This is a genomic window from Pseudomonas imrae (genome assembly GCF_046352735.2).
Lineage (GTDB): Bacteria > Pseudomonadota > Gammaproteobacteria > Pseudomonadales > Pseudomonadaceae > Aquipseudomonas > Aquipseudomonas imrae.
Map to the genome: position 1 here is coordinate 5,318,956 of NZ_CP110853.2, position 19,351 is coordinate 5,338,306.

Annotated in this window: 18 protein-coding genes; 5 read left to right on the forward strand and 13 right to left on the reverse strand. The window is 59.5% G+C overall.

The features are described 5' to 3' along the window. Positions 1 to 378: a hypothetical protein gene (locus OQ460_RS24375; protein ID WP_410019812.1), complete on the reverse strand. Its 378-nt coding sequence runs from the start codon at positions 376 to 378 to the stop codon at positions 1 to 3. 152 nt (positions 379 to 530) lie between these two features. Here OQ460_RS24375 and phoB point away from each other — a divergent pair, with 152 nt between their 5' ends. The 3 genes from phoB (at position 531) to OQ460_RS24390 (ending at position 4,112) form a co-directional block, all read left to right on the forward strand. Continuing rightward, entirely contained in the window at positions 531 to 1,220 is a 690-nt protein-coding gene (gene phoB / locus OQ460_RS24380) for a phosphate regulon transcriptional regulator PhoB (protein ID WP_003231714.1), read from the forward strand. A 141-nt stretch (positions 1,221 to 1,361) separates the two neighbouring features. After that, positions 1,362 to 2,648 carry a phosphate regulon sensor histidine kinase PhoR gene (gene phoR / locus OQ460_RS24385; RefSeq protein WP_410022095.1) on the forward strand — a complete coding sequence of 429 codons (1,287 nt, stop codon included), beginning with the start codon at positions 1,362 to 1,364 and terminating at the stop codon, positions 2,646 to 2,648. Between the two features lie 123 nt (positions 2,649 to 2,771). Further along, on the forward strand, positions 2,772 to 4,112 hold the full coding sequence (locus tag OQ460_RS24390) for a hemolysin family protein (protein WP_410019813.1): 1,341 nt from the start codon (positions 2,772 to 2,774) through the stop codon (positions 4,110 to 4,112). A 4-nt stretch (positions 4,113 to 4,116) separates the two neighbouring features. Here OQ460_RS24390 and OQ460_RS24395 read toward each other — a convergent pair whose 3' ends face one another. The 8 genes from OQ460_RS24395 to OQ460_RS24430 all read right to left on the reverse strand — a co-directional run bounded on the left by OQ460_RS24395 (position 4,117) and on the right by OQ460_RS24430 (position 14,525). After that, the gene (locus OQ460_RS24395) at positions 4,117 to 4,797 is read right to left on the reverse strand and encodes a peptidoglycan DD-metalloendopeptidase family protein (RefSeq protein ID WP_410019814.1); all 681 of its coding nucleotides are present in this window, start codon (positions 4,795 to 4,797) and stop codon (positions 4,117 to 4,119) included. Between the two features lie 137 nt (positions 4,798 to 4,934). Next, complete coding sequence (locus tag OQ460_RS24400) at positions 4,935 to 5,834, reverse strand: response regulator (RefSeq protein ID WP_410019815.1); 900 nt, start codon at positions 5,832 to 5,834, stop codon at positions 4,935 to 4,937. A 167-nt stretch (positions 5,835 to 6,001) separates the two neighbouring features. Further along, a complete protein-coding gene (gene phoU, locus OQ460_RS24405) occupies positions 6,002 to 6,763 on the reverse strand; it encodes a phosphate signaling complex protein PhoU (RefSeq protein ID WP_410019816.1) in 762 nt (253 codons plus the stop codon). A 113-nt stretch (positions 6,764 to 6,876) separates the two neighbouring features. Next, positions 6,877 to 7,710, reverse strand: a complete 834-nt coding sequence (pstB, locus tag OQ460_RS24410) for a phosphate ABC transporter ATP-binding protein PstB (RefSeq protein ID WP_410019817.1) — start codon at positions 7,708 to 7,710, stop codon at positions 6,877 to 6,879. Positions 7,711 to 7,808: 98 nt separating this feature from the next. Continuing rightward, positions 7,809 to 9,479, reverse strand: coding sequence for a phosphate ABC transporter permease PstA (gene pstA, locus OQ460_RS24415; RefSeq protein ID WP_410019818.1), 1,671 nt, complete (start codon positions 9,477 to 9,479; stop codon positions 7,809 to 7,811). Between the two features lie 15 nt (positions 9,480 to 9,494). Beyond that, complete coding sequence (locus OQ460_RS24420; protein ID WP_410022096.1) at positions 9,495 to 11,528, reverse strand: ABC transporter permease subunit; 2,034 nt, start codon at positions 11,526 to 11,528, stop codon at positions 9,495 to 9,497. A gap of 481 nt (positions 11,529 to 12,009) precedes the next feature. Further along, a complete protein-coding gene (locus OQ460_RS24425) occupies positions 12,010 to 12,996 on the reverse strand; it encodes a phosphate ABC transporter substrate-binding protein PstS (protein ID WP_410019819.1) in 987 nt (328 codons plus the stop codon). A 248-nt stretch (positions 12,997 to 13,244) separates the two neighbouring features. Continuing rightward, on the reverse strand, positions 13,245 to 14,525 hold the full coding sequence (locus OQ460_RS24430) for an MFS transporter (protein WP_410022097.1): 1,281 nt from the start codon (positions 14,523 to 14,525) through the stop codon (positions 13,245 to 13,247). A gap of 581 nt (positions 14,526 to 15,106) precedes the next feature. Here OQ460_RS24430 and OQ460_RS24435 point away from each other — a divergent pair. Further along, positions 15,107 to 15,511, forward strand: a complete 405-nt coding sequence (locus OQ460_RS24435; protein WP_003176975.1) for an acyl-CoA thioesterase — start codon at positions 15,107 to 15,109, stop codon at positions 15,509 to 15,511. Between the two features lie 56 nt (positions 15,512 to 15,567). Continuing rightward, positions 15,568 to 16,455, forward strand: coding sequence for a D-hexose-6-phosphate mutarotase (locus OQ460_RS24440; RefSeq protein ID WP_410019820.1), 888 nt, complete (start codon positions 15,568 to 15,570; stop codon positions 16,453 to 16,455). 116 nt (positions 16,456 to 16,571) lie between these two features. Here OQ460_RS24440 and OQ460_RS24445 read toward each other — a convergent pair whose 3' ends face one another. The 4 genes from OQ460_RS24445 to purE form a co-directional block, all read right to left on the reverse strand. Next, the gene (locus OQ460_RS24445) at positions 16,572 to 17,108 is read right to left on the reverse strand and encodes a DUF3299 domain-containing protein (protein WP_410019821.1); all 537 of its coding nucleotides are present in this window, start codon (positions 17,106 to 17,108) and stop codon (positions 16,572 to 16,574) included. Between the two features lie 76 nt (positions 17,109 to 17,184). Continuing rightward, positions 17,185 to 17,430, reverse strand: coding sequence for a GlsB/YeaQ/YmgE family stress response membrane protein (locus OQ460_RS24450; RefSeq protein ID WP_410019822.1), 246 nt, complete (start codon positions 17,428 to 17,430; stop codon positions 17,185 to 17,187). Positions 17,431 to 17,536: 106 nt separating this feature from the next. Beyond that, positions 17,537 to 18,622, reverse strand: a complete 1,086-nt coding sequence (locus tag OQ460_RS24455) for a 5-(carboxyamino)imidazole ribonucleotide synthase (RefSeq protein ID WP_410019823.1) — start codon at positions 18,620 to 18,622, stop codon at positions 17,537 to 17,539. Positions 18,623 to 18,634: 12 nt separating this feature from the next. Continuing rightward, positions 18,635 to 19,126 (reverse strand): 5-(carboxyamino)imidazole ribonucleotide mutase, encoded by a 492-nt coding sequence (gene purE, locus OQ460_RS24460; RefSeq protein ID WP_084378277.1) that lies wholly within the window; start codon positions 19,124 to 19,126, stop codon positions 18,635 to 18,637. Positions 19,127 to 19,351 lie beyond the last annotated feature (225 nt).

Below are 19,351 nucleotides of genomic sequence, written 5' to 3' on the forward strand. Positions count from 1 at the left end.
TCAAGGCTTGATGATGTGCCACGCGCCACCCTTGCCATCTCCAGCCTTGTCGCCGGCCTTCTTGTCGTCTTTGTAGGTGTATACCGGCTTGCCGTCATACGCCCATTGGCTCGTCTGGTCGTCACGGGTGATGACGGTCCACTTGCCCGTTGAGGTATCCGTGGACTCGGCTTTGAGCGGCGGCCAGTTGGTTGCGCATTGATCCTTGCACGCCGATTTCCCTTCTGCATCCTTGTCGAAAGTGTAGAGAGTCATCCCGCTATGGTCCACCAGTATCCCGTCTTGGGTCATTGCCGGTTCCGCCGCAAACGCCAGGGTCGGCATCGCCAACACCGCCATGACCAGCAAGGCTTTCCAGGAAAAAGTACCGTGATTCATCGCAGTCTTCCTTATTTGGTTGTGAGGATTGGGACTCAAAGCGTAGTCCAAGGCTGCGCCAATTGCGTAAGCCACTAAAATACTGTCACACGACTGCAATAATTCCGTTATCTAATGCGGCGCAAGACAGTTAAATGACAAGAGGACTTAGCATGGTTGGCAGGAGCATTCTGATCGTTGACGACGAAGCGCCCATTCGCGAAATGATCGCCGTTGCGTTGGAAATGGCCGGCTATGACTGCCTGGAAGCGGAGAACTCCCAGCAGGCCCATGCCATTATCGTCGACCGCAAGCCCGATCTGATCCTGCTGGACTGGATGCTGCCCGGTACTTCAGGCATCGAGCTGGCTCGTCGCCTCAAGCGTGACGAACTGACCGGGGACATCCCGATCATCATGCTCACCGCCAAGGGCGAAGAAGACAACAAGATCCAAGGCCTTGAAGTCGGCGCCGACGACTACATCACCAAGCCGTTTTCCCCGCGGGAACTGGTCGCGCGCCTCAAGGCCGTGCTGCGCCGCGCCGGCCCCACCGATGGCGAAGCGCCTATCGAAGTCGGCGGCCTGATCCTCGACCCCATCAGCCACCGCGTGACCATCGACGGCACGCCAGCCGAGATGGGCCCCACTGAATATCGCCTGCTGCAATTCTTCATGACCCACCAGGAACGCGCCTACACGCGTGGGCAATTGCTGGATCAGGTATGGGGCGGCAATGTGTACGTCGAGGAACGCACCGTCGACGTACATATCCGCCGCCTGCGCAAAGCCCTGGGGGATGCCTACGAGAACCTGGTACAAACCGTACGCGGCACCGGGTATCGCTTTTCAACCAAAGGCTGATGAAGCAGCGGCGAGCCACAAGATACAAGCGGCAAGATGGACACCGCTTCGCTCTGACTTGAAGCTTGCAGCTTGAAACTTGCAACCGCTCCGAAGGACGCATTAGTGAACCAAAACTGGCACGGCACCCTGATTCGCCACATGCTCCTGTTGGTCAGCGGTTGCCTGCTGGTGGGCCTGATCAGCGGTTACTACGGCTGGAGCCTGGCCCTGGGCCTGGGGTTCTACCTGGGCTGGACCCTCAAGCAACTGCTGCGTCTGCACGAATGGCTGCGCCAACACAAACCCGATGAAGCACCACCTGACGGCTACGGCCTGTGGGGTGAGGTGTTCGACAGCATCTACCACCTGCAACGCCGCGACCAACGAGTGCGCGGGCGCCTGCAGGCGGTGATCGATCGTGTCCAAGAGTCCACCGCCGCGTTGAAAGACGCCGTGATCATGCTCGACAGCGACGGCAATCTGGAATGGTGGAACCGCGCTGCCGAAACCTTGCTCGGGCTCAAGACCCCGCAAGACAGTGGCCAGCCGGTCACCAACCTGGTGCGCCATCCACGCTTCAAGGAATACTTCGAGCAGGACAACTTCGAAGAAGCGCTGGAGATTCCCTCACCGACCAACGACCGGGTGCGCATCCAGTTGTACCTGACGCGCTACGGCAACAATGAACACCTGATGCTGGTGCGCGACGTGACCCGCATCCATCAGTTGGAACAGATGCGCAAAGACTTCGTCGCCAACGTGTCCCATGAACTGCGCACGCCGCTGACCGTGATCTGTGGCTACCTGGAAACGCTGCTGGATAACGTCGAGGAGGTCAACCCGCGCTGGAACCGTGCCTTGCAGCAGATGCAGCAGCAAGGCTCGCGCATGCAGACCCTGCTCAATGACCTGCTGCTGCTGGCCAAGCTGGAGGCGACCGACTATCCCTCGGATAACCATCCGGTGGCCGTACAGAGCCTGTTGCAGACCATCAAGAACGACGCCCAGGCCCTGTCCGGCGAGCGCGGCCAGCAAATCACCCTGGAAGCCGACCCGACCGTGCTGCTCAAAGGCAGCGAGGGTGAGTTGCGCAGCGCTTTTTCCAATCTGGTGTTCAACGCCGTGAAGTACACCCAGGACCAAGGCACAATCCGCATCCGCTGGTGGGCCGATCATCAGGGCGCACACCTGAGCGTGCAGGATTCCGGGATCGGCATCGACGCCAAACACTTGCCGCGCCTGACCGAACGCTTTTACCGGGTAGACTCCAGCCGCAACTCCAACACCGGCGGCACCGGTCTGGGCCTGGCGATCGTCAAGCATGTGCTGCTGCGACATCGCGCGCGCCTGGATATCAGCAGTGTGCCGGGACAGGGCAGCACCTTTACTTGTCATTTCGCACCGACGCAGGTGAGTCATTCGCGGGCAGTCACTCAAGACGAGTAGCTCCCCGCCCGGCAGCCGCTACTAGTCAAGCGCCCTTTCAGCCGCTACATTGCCTGACTTGCGCCTGCTGGTCGGGCACACCTGCCACCCTTTTTGAACACACGGAACCCGCAAAACCCCATCATGGACCCTTCCCCTGGTATCACCCTCGCGACACTCTTCGCCGATTTCGGCATGATTTTATTTGCACTGGTCCTGGTACTGCTCAACGGTTTCTTCGTTGCGGCAGAATTTGCCATGGTCAAACTGCGCTCCACCCGGGTCGAGGCCATTGCCCACACCAACGGCTGGCGTGGGCAGATCCTGCGCACCGTACACAGCCAGCTCGATGCTTACCTGTCGGCCTGCCAGTTGGGTATCACCCTCGCCTCCCTGGGCCTGGGCTGGGTCGGCGAACCGGCCTTCGCGCATATCCTGGAGCCGTTGCTGGGCGCCATGGGCGTCGAATCACCCGAAGTGATCAAGGGCGTGTCGTTCTTTGCGGCGTTCTTCGTGATTTCCTACCTGCACATTGTGGTCGGTGAACTGGCGCCCAAGTCCTGGGCGATTCGCAAGCCCGAGCTGCTGTCGCTGTGGACCGCCGTGCCCTTGTACCTGTTCTACTGGGCCATGTACCCGGCGATCTACCTGCTCAACGCCAGCGCCAATGCGATCCTGCGCATCGCCGGCCAGGGCGAACCCGGCCCACATCACGAGCATCATTACAGTCGTGAAGAACTCAAGCTGATCCTGCACTCCAGCCGTGGCCAGGACCCGAGCGACCAGGGCATGCGCGTATTGGCATCAGCCGTGGAAATGGGCGAGCTGGAAGTGGTCGACTGGGCCAACTCCCGGGAAGACCTGGTGACGCTGGATTTCAACGCGCCGCTCAAGGAAATCCTCGCGCTGTTCCGCCGCCATAAATTCAGCCGCTACCCCGTATATGACGCCGTGCGCGGCGAGTTTGTCGGCTTGCTGCACATCAAGGACCTGTTGCTGGAACTGGCGGCCCTGGATCACATTCCCGAGTCGTTCAACCTGGCCGAACTGACCCGCCCGCTGGAGCGCGTCTCCAGGCACATGCCGCTGTCGCAACTGCTGGAGCAGTTTCGCAAGGGCGGCGCGCACTTCGCCCTGGTGGAGGAAGCCGACGGCAATATCATTGGCTACCTCACCATGGAGGACGTTCTTGAAGTGCTGGTAGGCGATATCCAGGACGAACACCGCAAGGCCGAGCGTGGCATCCTCGCTTATCAGCCGGGCAAGTTGCTGGTACGCGGCGACACACCACTGTTCAAGATCGAGCGACTGCTGGGTATCGACCTGGATCACATCGAAGCCGAAACCCTCGCCGGGCTGATCTACGACACCCTCAAACGGGTGCCGGAAGAGGAAGAGGTCATGGAAGTGGAAGGCCTGCGAATCATCATCAAGAAGATGAAAGGTCCGAAGATCGTCCTGGCCAAGGTGTTGATGCTCGACTGACGCTTCACGGCGCGCCCAACGCAAAGTTGGGCAACGCCTGCACTGGGTGCGTGAATTCATACGGAATCGATACCCACCCCGCCCCCGTATCGCGCTGCACCACAAAATGCAGGTGCGGCCCGCTGCTTTTGCCCGTATTGCCCGATAACGCCAGCGGACTGCCAACCGCCACCTGCTGCCCTTCCCGGACGCCGACCGAACCTTGCTTGAGGTGCAGGTAAACACTCATGGTCCCATCATCGTGCAACACCCGCACGAAGTTGCCCGACGGGTCACCGCCGCGCCCGGATTGGTTGTTCTGGACTTTCATTACCACTCCACCCCGCGCTGCAATGATTGGCGTGCCTTCGGGCATGGCAATGTCCATGGCATAGCGGCTTTTTACATCGGAGTGGCTGAAAGTACCGCCTGGGCCCTGGGTCAACCGAAAGGGGCCGCCGCGCCATGGCAAGGGATAACGATAGGTCTGTTTTTGCCGCGTTTCGCCGGGCTTGGGGATTTCCCGCACCTGGCGCTTCAGCGGCGGCACCCTTCGCTCCTGAAATACAAACGCCTGGGCCCCAGGGGTTGGCCGGTCGCTGAAGAACACCACACCGTTGCCATCGGTGGATTTGTAGAGCGTCATGGCCAGGGTCGACGAGGTGACCATGAACAGTGCGCAAAACAACATTGAGCGTGCAAGCATGAGGTAAACCTGCCGGGAACGACTGAGCGGCAGGCTAGCAGGGGATCATGACAATGATGCGTAGGATCCGGCAGGTCGCGGCGAGAAGCGGCTATCTATCTTCATGCCCCGGTCGATTAACAGTCACCTGGGGAAAGTCACGCCCCCGGCACAAAATGCTTCTGTGCCGTGCCACGGGCGATCAGCCGCGAAAGGTAATCGAGCTTCTGCGCATCCTGGTCGATAAAGCGGAAGGTCAGTTGCAACCAGTCGCTGTCGGGCCGTGGTTCGTAGGCGACGATGGCATGCAGGTAGCCGTTGAGACGAGCCGTTTCGGCATTCTCGCCTTGCTCAAGGTCCAGTACGGCGCTTTCCAGCACTTGGGGCAACACCTCGCTGCGGCGTACCACCAGCAGCGCTTCCTTGAGGCTCAAGGCCTTGATCACGCATTGCTGGGTGCCACTGGCCAGACGCAACTGCCCTTGGCCGCGACCGCTCGCCGCAGACGGCGCGGCTGTTGCCTGTACGGGTGGGCTATTGAGCAAACCCTTGCTGGGCGCAGCCACGGGAACCGGCTTGACCGCTTCGGGTTTGCCGCCGGTCAAGGCGCTGAGGGAGTCATTGGCGAAGGCCGCGTGCATCTTGGTCGGAGCACTGGCGAGCAAAGCGTCGAGGCGGCCGATTTTGTTCAGGGCATGCTTGACCTTGTTCAGCAACTGCTCGTTGGTGAAGGGCTTGCTGACGTAACCGGAAACACCAGCCTGGATAGCCTGAACCACGTTTTCCTTGTCGCCACGGCTGGTAACCATGACAAAGGGCATGGCCTTGAGATGCGGCTGTTCACGGCACCACGTCAAGAGTTCCAAACCAGACATCTCGGGCATTTCCCAGTCGCACAACACCACGTCAAAAGTCTCGCGCATCAGGATGGCCTGAGCCTTTCTACCGTTCACCGCATCTTCGATCTTGATACCGGGAAAGTAGTTGCGCAGGCACTTCTTCACCAGGTCGCGAATAAACGAGGCGTCATCCACCACCAACACACTGACTTTACTCATCGACCGTTCATCCTATAAAACCCCCGGCAAGCATAACGCTTCACTGATGGCATTTTGCTAAAACTCAACCGCCACGCCGGGACTTCACGCACATCCGCAGCGCAGAATTCATACGCCACAAACGAAAACGCCCGACCAGAGGCCGGGCGTTTGTTTCTCGGGCAATCTTACTTATCGTCAGATTCGCCCGGAACATTAGGAATCAGGTCTACCGTGCCTTCAACTTCGGCTTTCATGCGCTTGAGGCCCATGTGCCGCACGTCGGTGCCACGCACCAGATAAATCACCAGCTCCGAGATATTGCGCGCGTGGTCGCCAATACGCTCCAGGGAACGCAGCACCCAGATGATGTTCAACACCCGCGAGATAGAACGCGGGTCTTCCATCATGTAGGTCGCCAGTTCGCGCAAGGCGGTCTTGTATTCGCGGTCGATGATCTTGTCGTACTGCGCCACCGACAACGCCAGCTCGGCGTCGAAGCGGGCAAAGGCATCCAGGGCATCGCGGACCATATTGCGCACCTGGTCACCGATGTGGCGCACTTCGACATAACCGCGCGGCGCTTCACCCTCTTCACTCAGTTGAATGGCACGACGGGCGATCTTGGTGGCTTCGTCACCGATCCGCTCCAGGTCGATCACCGACTTGGAGATGCTGATGATCAAACGCAGGTCGGACGCCGCTGGCTGACGACGGGCCAGAATGCGCAGGCATTCCTCGTCGATGTTACGTTCCATCTGGTTGATCTGGTCATCAATTTCGCGCACTTGCTGGGCCAGACCCGAGTCGGCCTCGATCAGCGCAGTGACCGCGTCGTTGACTTGCTTTTCTACCAGCCCGCCCATGGCCAGGAGGTGGCTGCGCACTTCCTCGAGCTCGGCGTTGAATTGCGCGGAAATGTGGTGGGTAAGGCCTTCTTTGCTAATCATGCGTTTGCTCCGCAAAAGCTGTAAGCCGCAAGCTACAAGCTGCAAGCTGATGTGTGTCGTTGATCAAATTGCTTCACCTGCCGCCTGGAACTTGCGGCTTGCAGCAGCGACCACTAGCCGTAACGGCCGGTAATGTAGTCCTCGGTCTGTTTCTTCGCCGGGTTGGTGAACAGCGTGTCGGTATCGCCGAACTCCACCAGTTTGCCCATGTACATGAACGCGGTGTAGTCCGATACCCGAGCCGCCTGTTGCATGTTGTGGGTCACGATGACGATGGTGAACTTGGACTTGAGTTCATAGATCAACTCTTCGACTTTCAGGGTCGATATCGGGTCGAGTGCCGAGCAAGGTTCGTCGAGCAACAGGACTTCCGGTTCCACGGCGATCGTCCGCGCGATGACCAGACGTTGCTGCTGGCCACCGGACAGGCCCAGGGCCGATTCGTGCAGACGGTCCTTGACCTCATCCCACAGCGCCGCGCCCTTGAGCGCCCACTCTACGGCTTCATCAAGGATGCGCTTCTTGTTGATGCCCTGGATACGCAGGCCATACACCACGTTTTCATAAATGGTCTTGGGAAACGGATTGGGCTTCTGAAATACCATGCCGACCCGGCGACGCAGCTCGGCCACATCCTCGCCCTTGCGGTAGATGTTGGTGCCGTAAAGGTTGATCGCACCTTCCACGCGGCAGCCATCCACCAGATCGTTCATGCGGTTGAAGGTGCGCAGCAGCGTGGACTTGCCGCAGCCGGACGGGCCGATGAAGGCGGTCACGCGCTGCTTGGGGATGTTCATGCTGACATCGAACAGTGCCTGCTTGTCGCCGTAGTACAGGCTCAGGCCCGGGACTTCAATGGCGACGGTTTCCTGGGCCAGGCTCAGGCTCTGCTTGTTGCGACCCAGGGCTGACATGTTAATGCCGTGGGAATGGTTTTCTTGTTGCATGGTCTCACTCCGTTCGTAGCTGCCAGCTGTTAGCTGCACGCTGCAAGATTTGAGCAAAAGCGGCTTGTAGCTTTAAGCTTGCCGCTTGTGGCTTAGCTTTAGCTATCCAGCGCCTTGTATTTTTCGCGCAGATGGTTACGAATCCATACCGCTGACAGGTTCAGCGTGGCGATCACCAGTACCAGCAGGAACGCGGTCGCGTACACCAGTGGGCGTGCTGCTTCAACGTTGGGGCTCTGGAACCCGACGTCGTAGATATGGAAACCCAAGTGCATGATTTTCTGGTCAAGGTGCAGGTACGGATAGTTGCCATCCAGCGGCAACGACGGCGCGAGCTTCACCACACCCACCAACATCAGCGGCGCCACTTCGCCAGCGGCTCGGGCCACAGCGAGAATCATGCCGGTCATCATCGCCGGACTGGCCATTGGCAGGACGATTTTCCACAGCGTTTCCGCCTTGGTCGCGCCCAACGCCAGGGAGCCTTCGCGTACGGTGCGAGGAATCCTCGCCAGGCCTTCTTCAGTGGCCACGATCACCACCGGCACCGCCAGCAGCGCCAGGGTCAACGATGCCCACAGCAAGCCCGGTGTACCGAAAGTCGGGGCCGGCAGCGCTTCGGGGAAGAACAGGCGGTCTACCGAACCACCCAGCACGTAGACGAAGAAGCCCAGGCCAAATACACCGTAGACAATCGCCGGTACGCCCGCCAGGTTGTTCACCGCGATGCGGATGATCCGCGTCAGGGTGTTTTGCTTGGCATATTCACGCAGGTAAACCGCCGCCAGCACGCCGAACGGGGTCACGATCATCGCCATGATCAGGGTCATCATCACCGTGCCGAAGATCGCCGGGAAAATCCCGCCTTCGGTATTGGCTTCCCGTGGGTCGTCGCTCAAGAACTCCCAGACCTTGCTGATGTAGAAGCCGATCTTGGTCATCACGCCCATGGCGTTGGGCTGAAACGCGTGGACCACATGGCCGATACTGATTTCAATTTCTTTGCCGTTGGCATCACGGGCGGTGAGGCTGTCGCGGTTGAACTGAGCATGCAGGTCAGTCAGGCGCGCTTCGACCCCCTTGTAACGAGCATCCAGCTCAGCGCGGTCAGCGTCCATGTCAGCCTGGGCGGCAGCGTCGAGCTTACCACTGAGCTCCAGTTTGCGACCGTGCAGGCGGATGCGCTCCAGACCGGCGTTGATCGCTCCGATGTCAGACTTCTCAAGGGTCTTGAGTTCCGCGGCCAGTTTGTTGACCCGCTCAACCCGCGCCTGCAACTGTGGCCAGGCAGCCTCGCCTTCGGCGATCACCTTGCCATCTTGCTTGACGTTGACCAGGGTGCCGTAGAAGTTGCCCCATTCACGACGCTCGATGGCCATCAACTCGGCCGGCTTGGTCTGGTTGATCAACCACTCGCCGACGATCCAGGTGAAATCGTTGCCATTCAAGTCCCGGTTGCCGACCTTTATCAGCTCGCGGGTCATGAATTCCGGACCTTCGTCCGGCACTGGCAAACCGGCGCTTTTCAGGCGCTCGCGAGGCACTTGTTCTTTTTGCACCACTTCGCCGATGACGATGTGGTTGGCCTGGCCCGGCACGTTGTAGTTGGCCTGGATCAGGTCGGCCGGCCAGAAATGGCCCAGGCCACGTACAGCGATCACAGCCAGCAAACCAATGGTCATGATGACCGCGATGGACACCGCGCCACCGCTGATCCAGACGCCGGGGGCGCCGCTCTTGAACCATCCATTCAGGGAGTTCTGTTTCACAGACTTCTACCTTTCTTAAAGCGACGAGTATTTCTTGCGCAGACGCTGACGAATCAGTTCCGCGAGGGTGTTCATGACAAAGGTGAACAGCAGCAGCACCAGCGCCGAGAGGAACAGCACGCGGTAGTGGCTACCGCCAACCTCCGATTCGGGCATTTCCACCGCAACGTTGGCAGCCAGCGTGCGCAGGCCTTCGAACAGGTTCATTTCCATGACCGGGGTGTTGCCGGTAGCCATCAGCACGATCATGGTTTCGCCCACTGCACGGCCCATGCCGATCATCAGCGCCGAGAAAATACCCGGGCTGGCGGTCAGCAGCACCACGCGCGTCATGGTCTGCCATGGCGTGGCACCCAACGCCAGCGAACCCAGGGTCAGACCACGGGGCACGCTGAACACGGCGTCTTCGGCAATGGAGTAGATGTTCGGGATCACCGCAAAGCCCATGGCCAGGCCCACTACCAAGGCGTTGCGCTGGTCATAGGTAATCCCCAGGTCGTGGGAGATCCACATGCGCATGTCGCCGCCGAAGAACCAGGTTTCCAGGTACGGGCTCATGTACAGCGAGAGCCAGCCCACAAACAGGATCACCGGGATCAACATCGCGCTTTCCCAACCATCCGGTACCCGCAGGCGGATCGATTCAGGCAGGCGACTGAAGATGAAGCCGGCCAGCAGGATGCCTATTGGCAGCAGCATCAACAGGCTGAAAATCCCCGGCAAATGCCCTTCGACATACGGCGCCAGGAACAGACCGGCGAAGAAGCCGAGGATCACCGTCGGCATCGCTTCCATCAGCTCGATCACCGGCTTGACCTTGCGGCGCAGGCTCGGGGCCATGAAGTAGGCGGTATAGATAGCAGCTGCAATCGCCAGCGGAGCGGCCAGCAGCATGGCGTAGAACGCGGCCTTGAGCGTACCGAAGGTCAGTGGCGCAAGGCTCATCTTGGGTTCGAAGTCGCTGTTGGCGGCGGTCGATTGCCACACGTATTTAGGCTCGTCGTAGTTCTCGTACCAGACCTTGCTCCACAGCGCGCTCCAGGATACTTCCGGGTGCGGGTTGTCCAACTGCAACGGTTGCAGCTTGCCGCCGGCCTCGACGATCACACGGTTGGCCCGTGGCGACAGGCCGAAAACGCCCTGCCCTTCAACGACCGGGTCCACCAGCAAGGTGCGGTGCGCGGTGCTGTGGAACACACCGAACTTGCCGGACGCATCGAGGGCGGTAAAACCCTTGCGGCGCTCTTCAGCAGTGATTTCAACAATAGGCGTGGTGCCCATCTGGAAGGTGCGGATCTGCTTGAAGTGCTGTTCGCCATCCGGGTCACGAGCCATGAACCACTGGGCCAGGCCACCTTTGGAGTTACCGACGATCAGCGAAATACCACCGACCAGTTGAGTACTGGCCGTGACTTCGACGTCGGCGTCTTCCAACAGTTTGTAACGACCATTAAGGCTGTTATCGCGCAAGCTGAACACGTCCGCCAAGGCGCGACCGTTGATCACATACAACCATTGCTGGCGCGGATCGACGAAAATCGCTTTCACCGGTTCGGTCATTTGCGGCAGTTCGATGCGCTTCTGCTCGCTGACGACTTCACCGGTCATCATGTTTTCTTCGCGGCTCACCGAAAGCACGTTCAAGTGCGAGCCCGAGGAGCCTGCAACGATCAACGAGGTGTCGGTCGCATTGAGGGCAACGTGCTCCAGCGGCCGGCCGGCTTCGTCGAGCACTATTGGCGCTTCGCCGTAAGGGTATTCGATCTCCGGCGAGATGGTCTTCTTGCCGTCCGGGTACGTCACTTTATAGGTGTGACGGAACACCAGCGACTGGCCATTGGACAGGCCGAGGACTACCAACGGGCTGCCCGGCTGGTCCTTGCCGATGGAAACCACGCTGGCACCATCCGGGATCGCCAGGTCGACGCGCTTGAGTTCAGCACCGGTGTCGACAGCGAAGAACAATGCCTGGCCCTTGTCGGAAACCCGCATGGCGACCTGGTTCTGTTCTTCCAGGGAGATCAACAGCGGTTTGCCGGCATCCTGCATCCAGGCGGGAGCCAAAGCCTCATCCTTGGTCAGGCTGGCGCCCTGGAACAGCGGCGCAACCACGTAGGCCAGGAAGAAGAAAATCAGGGTGATAGCGCCCAGCACAGCGAGACCGCCGACCAGAACGTACCAACGGGTCAGGCGATCCTTGAGCGCGCGGATGCGGCGCTTGCGTTGCAGCTCAGGCGTATTGAAGTCAATGCGCTTGGGGGGAGAAGTCGTCGTCATGGTGGAATTGGCCAGATCATTCATGCGCACACCCTAGCGATCCTGTATGACAGAAAGATGACAGTGCAGTGACGCAAGAAATCCGCCGCGCAGCAGGGCCGGGCAGCGGATCGAAAAATTAGGGTGTAGGCAGGCTTGTTGTGGGAGCGGTTTGCTCGCGATGCCGGCTGCGGTGCAACAGATGCACCGCGTCGTTTCTATCGCGAGCAAGCCCGCTCCCACAGGACCCGCATCTACACCAGGTAGTGCAGGCTTAGTTGCCTTCTTTCAGACCCAGGTCAGCCAGTGCCTTGGCGGCAACTTTGGCTGGCAGCGGGATGTAGCCGTCTTTGACTACAACATCCTGGCCTTGTTTGGACAGGACCAGCTTCACGAATTCGGCTTCCAGCGGGGCCAGAGGCTTGTTCGGAGCTTTGTTGATGTACACGTAGAGGAAACGCGACAGCGGGTATTTGCCGTTCAGGGTGTTTTCTTCGGTGTCTTCGACGTACTCGCCACCCTCTTTCTTGGCCAGGGCCACGGTTTTCACGCTGGCGGTCTTGTAGCCGATACCCGAGTAGCCAATGCCGTTCAGCGAAGAGCTGATGGACTGCACGACCGAAGCCGAGCCTGGCTGTTCGTTGACGTTTGGCTTGAAGTCACCTTTGCACAGGGCTTCTTCCTTGAAGTAGCCATAAGTGCCGGATACCGAGTTACGACCGAACAATTGGACCGGCTTGTTGGCCAGGTCGCCGGTCACGCCCAGGTCACCCCAAGTCTTGATATCAGCCTTGGCGCCGCACAGGCGAGTCGAGGAGAACACAGCATCGACCTGAGCCATGGTCATGTGCTTGATCGGGTTGTCCTTGTGGACGAAAACAGCCAGGGCGTCCACGGCAACCGGGATAGCAGTTGGCTTGTAGCCATACTTCTGCTCGAAGGCTTGCAGCTCGTTGTCCTTCATTTTGCGGCTCATCGGGCCCAGGTTGGCGGTGCCTTCGGTGAGTGCAGGCGGCGCGGTGGAGGAACCGGCGGCTTGAATCTGGATGTTTACGTTCGGGTATTCTTTTTTGTAGTTCTCGGCCCACAGGGTCATCAAGTTCGCCAGGGTATCGGAACCAACGCTGGACAAGTTGCCCGACACGCCCGTGGTCTTCACATAGGCCGGAATTGCCGGGTCAACACCAGCGGCCACTGCGTTAGCAGTAGCAACGCCAGCAGCGACAAAAGTCATGGCCGCCATCAAACGCTTCAGTTTCATGCCTTACTCCTAGCAAATAGGGATAGTTGGATCGGGGCCAAGTATCGGTAGGCCGTGTGAACACTCTATGTCCGTAATATGACAATTAGATGAAAGGCCAGCATGGGAGAGAAGCAATCACAGAAGGGAGTTGTCCGGCGGGCTGGTGCGGCAGCGGACCAGAAATACGTTGTAATTATTGCGGATCTGAAAAGCCGATCGCTCCTGCGCTACCAAGCGCAGGAGCGATCACCCTCTGGCGCCGGTTTTCAGCGACCACGCTTCCACAGATACCCACCCACCAACATGCCCATGATGCAGATCACGGCCACGTAGTACGCCGGGCCCATTGCGCTTTCCTTCATCAGCAGCGACACCACCAGCGGCGTCAGGCCACCGAACACAGCGTAGGCAACGTTATAGGAAAACGACAAGCCGCTGAAACGCACCACCGGCGGGAACGCTTTGACCATCACGTAGGGCACCACCCCCACGACACCGACGAACAAGCCAGTCAGGGTGTACAGCGGGAACAACCACTCGGGATGGCTGGCGAGGCTGTGGTAGAGCGTCCATGAAGTTGCCAGCAGCAGCAGGCAACCCGTCACCAGCACACGTCCTGCACCGAAGCGGTCTGCCAGGGCGCCGGAAGCAATGCAACCCAGGCTCAGGGTGACGATCGCCAGGCTGTTGGCTTGCAATGAAACAGTGGGACTGAAGTGATAGACCGTTTGCAACACGGTCGGGGTCATCAGGATCACCACGACGATGCCGGCAGACAGCAACCAGGTCAGCAACATCGACAGCACAATGGCGCCGCGGTGGTCACGCAATACCGTGCGCAAAGGCAACTCGGCCGCCAGTGTCTTGCGTTGCTGCATTTCGGCGAAGATCGGCGTTTCATGCAGCCACCGGCGCAAGTACACCGAAAACAGGCCAAATATGCCCCCCATCAGGAACGGGATCCGCCAGGCGTAATCCGACACCTGTTCCGGGGTGTAGATCGTGTTGATTGCCGTGGCCACCAGCGAACCCAGCAGGATCCCGCCGGTCAGGCCACTGGTCAGGGTGCCGCAGGCGTAGCCGATATGCCGTGGCGGCACGTGTTCAGAGACAAATACCCAGGCGCCAGGCACCTCGCCCCCGATCGCCGCGCCCTGGATAACGCGCATCAGCAGTAACAGGATCGGTGCCCACAGGCCAATCTGCGCATAGGTCGGCAGCAGGCCCATGATCAGGGTCGGTACCGCCATCATGAAGATGCTCAAGGTGAACATCTTTTTGCGCCCCAGCAGGTCGCCGAAGTGAGCCATGATGATCCCGCCCAGGGGGCGCGCCAGATAACCTGCGGCGAAGATGCCGAAGGTCTGCATCAAGCGCAGCCATTCAGGCATGTCGGCGGGGAAGAACAGCTTCCCGACCACCGTGGCAAAAAATACAAAGATAATGAAGTCGTAGAACTCCAGCGCCCCGCCCAAGGCGGACAGCGACAGGGTTTTGTAGTCGTTGCGGTTCAGCGGTCGTGCGGGCGGCGCAATGCTTGAGGGCACTGTGGTCATGGCAAGGCTTCTCTTATTAGTCAGATCAGGAATCCGCAACAACGCTGGTTGTGGTCTGGCAGGTTCGGCACGATAGCAAATTGCTCGAAAAAGCACAGTCTCACTCGGAATGCGGTCAGCGCCCACCCGCAGACACAACATCTTGCGGGCCTCGCCTGTTCCCTCGCCGAATTATTATAGGGACCGAAAACGCCTGCAAATACTGGGGGGCCGGGTTTAAAAGGCACAATGGTCAAACCCCTCAACTTCAATGACTGTTTTGGCCATTTCCCAAGGGACCACCACACAACTGCAGCAACCACCCGGACCCATATGCAGATAGACAGACAAAATCAGAACCGGAAGGTCGTCGTAGGGTCTACCGATAGATATACTGCCAACCCTGCATCTGCTATCAGAGGTTGCTGTGCGAAAACGTTGTTGGCCACTGTCAGCCGATTTCGCAGAGTTTCCCTTAAGGCGCCTTTCGAAAAACGTGACGAACGTAGTATGTTCGGGGCTGAATCGTTTTTCCAAGACGGCTATTCACCGATTGCATATTCCAAGAGTCACGGGTCAGAGGCACCCCCGGTATGATCGAACTCGAACAAGAAGATCCTATCCCGCAAGGCGATCTCGCCCTGCAAATCACCGCACTCCCGCGTGAAACCAACGGTTTTGGCGATATCTTCGGCGGCTGGCTGGTCGCGCAGATGGACCTCGCCGGCACGGCGATGGCCAGCAAGGTCGCAGGCGGGCGCGTGGCGACTGTCGCGATTGATCGCATGGCCTTCCTGGTGCCAGTGGCGGTCGGCGCGCAGTTGTCCTTTTATACCCAGGCCCTGGAGATTGGCCGCAGCTCGATCCAGATGATGGTCGAAGTGTGGAGCGATGACCCGCTGTCCAGCGAATGGCGCAAGGTCACCGAGGCAGTGTTTGTGTTCGTCGCCATCGATGGCAGCGGCCGCACGCGTTCGGTTCCGTCGCGGGCACGTTAAACCTCGCGGCGGTTTGGCGGTCCATTGCCCCATTGCCTGTCATTGAGAGTACTTGTATGCCTACGCCCCACGTTGAAACCCTGAAACAGGATGAGCTGGACTGCTGGCGCATCCGCCACAACGGCGCCGAAGTGCTGGTGGCCCAACAGGGCGCCCACGTGTTCAGTTACCAGCCTGCCGGCGCAAAGCCGGTGATCTGGCCCAACAACAAGGCGGTCTTCAAGGCTGGCAAAGGCATCCGTACCGGCATACCGGTGTGCTGGCCGTGGTTTGGCGTGTTTGACCGCAACCCGCAAAGCGTCAAGGCAATGCGCCAGAGTGACCAGCCGGCAGGCGCCCATGGGTTCGCACGCACGGCCATCTGGACATTGGCCAGCGTCGAAGACAACCGGGTGGAGTTAGTACTGCCGGCGCCTGCTGGCGGTTTCCCTGGCTGGCCCCATCAGGTCGATCTGAAGATGAGCCTGCTGCTCGACGATCAATTACATATCCGCCTGACCAGCCACAACCGTGGCACCGACACCGCGACCATCAGCCAGGCCCTGCACAGCTACTTCGCCGTCAGCGATGTGCGCAACGTGCAGGTAGAAGGCCTGGATGAACTGGACTACATCGATACCGCCGACGGTTGGGTGACCAAGCGACAATCCGGCCTTCTGCACTTTACCGGCGAGACCGACCGCATCTACCTCGACACCCCGGCACAGTTGAACATTGTCGACGAAGACTGGCAGCGCCGCATCCAGCTCACCAGCGAAGGTTCGCAATCGACCGTGATCTGGAACCCCTGGACCGAACGCGCCAAGGCCTTCGATGACATGGCCGACGATGGCTGGCAGGGCATGCTGTGCATCGAGACGGCCAATGTGCTGGATGATGCAGTGACGCTGGCGCCGGGTGAAAGCCACACCATGGGCGTGAGCATCGCCAATATCGCCCTGTAAACCCAATCAAAAATGTGGGGGCTTGCTCGCGATGACGGCGTGTCAGTCACCTTATGCGTGTCTGATACACCACAATCGCGAGCAAGCCCGCTCCCACAGTGGTTTTGTGTCGGGAGTTAGAGATCGGATTCCTGCACCACCCGCACCTTCCCCGCGTCCAGTGCATAGGCCGCGTCCGCCAGGTCGTTGTTGACCTTTTCCACTTTCAGCGTACCCGTCACCCACAGCGGCGTGTAGATGTCGTCCAGCTTCAAGCCTTCGGGATAACGCACCAGCACCAACTGGTTGGGCGGTGGTGGCGGCACATGGATGCAGGCGCCCGGATACGGCACCAGGAAAAACAGCGTGCTGCGACCCTTGGCGTCGGTTTCCAACGGCACGGGATAACCGCCAAGACGAATATGCTTGCCGTTCATCGCGGCCACGGTCTTGGTCGAATACATCACCGCCGGCAGGCCTTGGCTTTGCTTCAAGCCACCTTTATCGGTAAAGGTGCCCAGGGCTTCCGGGGAGTTGTGCTCGATTTCGGGCATTTGTTCGAGAGCTTTCTGGTCCGACTTGGGCATCAGTTCCAGCCAGTCGGTTTCCGCAAGCTCGGAGGCGTGGGCCAGGCTTGAACCCAGCAACAGGACGGTCAGCAAAAAACGGCGCATGAATGGACTCGGCAAATAAACAGTGCCGATATTCTAGCCCCCTGCGCCTGCGTGGCGCAGAAGACCAGACGATAAATCACTTCTTTTTGATCAAGCCGTAGATCACCAGCAGTATGACGGCACCCACCAGCGCACCGAGGAAGCCTGCGCCTTGGCCGGCCTGGTAAATACCCAGCGCCTGACCACCGTAGGTCGCCGCCAGGGAGCCTGCGATACCCAGCAGGATGGTCATGATCCAACCCATGCTGTCGTCACCCGGTTTCAGGAAACGCGCCAGCAGGCCGACGATCAAACCGATGAAGATGGTTCCAATGATACCCATGGCATTTCCCTCTGAATGAAAAGTGAGCTATGCCAAAGCCTAGCCAGACTTTGGCATCCTGCCATCAGAGGATGACGGCGACCAATGGTTCCCGCCGACCTGGAGCTTATTGCGCGGCAATCAGCGTTTGGACCTTGAGGATCTGCGCGTCGAGTGCCGCGCGGTCCTTGCAACGCAGGTTGGCATGACCCACCTTGCGCCCCACCTTGAAGGCCTTGCCGTAGTGATGCAGATGGCAATCATCGATAGCCATGACCTGCTCCACAGGCGGAACAACGCCGATGAAGTTCAGCATCGCGCTCTCGCCAACCTTGGCTGTGGAGCCCAACGGCAAGCCCGCTACCGCCCGCAGGTGGTTTTCGAACTGGCTGCATTCGGCACCTTCGGTGGTCCAGTGCCCGGAGTTGTGTACCCGTGGTGCGATTTCGTTGGCCTTGAGGCCACCGTCGACTTCGAAGAACTCGAATGCCATCACGCCGACGTAATCCAACTGCTTCAACACGCGGCTGGAATAGTCTTCGGCCAGGGCTTGCAACGGGTGATCGGTGCTGGCCACGGACAGCTTGAGGATGCCGCTGTCGTGAGTGTTATGCACCAACGGGTAGAAGCGGGTTTCGCCATCCCGGGCACGCACGGCGATCAGCGAGACTTCACCGGTGAACGGCACGAACCCTTCCAACAGGCACGCAACACTGCCCAGTTCGGCGAAGGTTCCGACCACATCGGCGGCGGTGCGCAAGACCTTCTGGCCCTTGCCGTCATAGCCCAGGGTGCGGGTCTTCAATACCGCAGGCAAACCGATGCTGGCGACCGCCGCGTCCAGGTCCGCCTGGGACTGGATATCGGCGAAATCCGGGGTCGGGATACCCAGGTCCTTGAACATGCTTTTCTCGAACCAGCGGTCACGAGCAATGCGCAGGGCTTCGGCACTCGGATAGACCGGCACGAATTGCGACAGGAAAGCCACGGTTTCAGCCGGGACGCTTTCGAACTCAAAAGTCACCAGATCGACCTCGTCGGCCAATTGGCGCAAGTGATCCGGGTCGCTGTAGTCCGCGCGCAGGTGTTCACCCAGCGCAGCGGCACAAGCATCTGGCGCAGGATCCAGGAAAGCGAAGTTCATCCCCAGCGGGGTGCCCGCCAAGGCGAGCATACGGCCCAGTTGGCCGCCACCGATTACACCGATTTTCATCAATCAACAACCTCAGGCAATGCGTGGGTCTGGATTGTCCAGGACACTGTCAGTCTGCTCGTCGCGGAATTTTTTCAGGGCCGTGTGGAACTGCGGGTGCTTGGCGCCCAGGATACTGGCGGATAGCAGCGCGGCATTGATTGCGCCAGCCTTGCCGATTGCCAGGGTCGCGACCGGAATACCGGCGGGCATCTGCACGATGGACAACAGCGAATCCACACCCGAGAGCATCGACGACTGCACCGGAACGCCGAGTACCGGCAGGTGGGTCTTGGCCGCACACATGCCCGGCAGGTGAGCCGCGCCACCGGCACCGGCAATGATCACCTCGATGCCACGGGACTCTGCTTCATCGGCATACTGGAACAGCAAGTCCGGGGTGCGGTGGGCCGAAACCACCTTCACTTCGTACGGAATGCCGAGTTTTTCCAGCATATCGGCGGTGTGGCTAAGGGTGGACCAATCGGACTTGGAGCCCATGATCACGCCAACCAATGCACTCATCGTCGTGCCTCTTCTCTCTGGGCGCCCGCAGGCGCGTCAAAAAACAACAAGCCACGCGGGAAATCCGGCGTGGCTTGTTGTACGAATTAAGGCCGGTTGGACCGGCCGAAGGCCGCGCAGTATACCGTAATAATCCAGATAAACAGCCCCTTGGACGACCATCCGTCTTTCCGGGCAAACCGGCGGTTTTATTGACCTCAGAGTCAGCGAAAACATCACGAAATA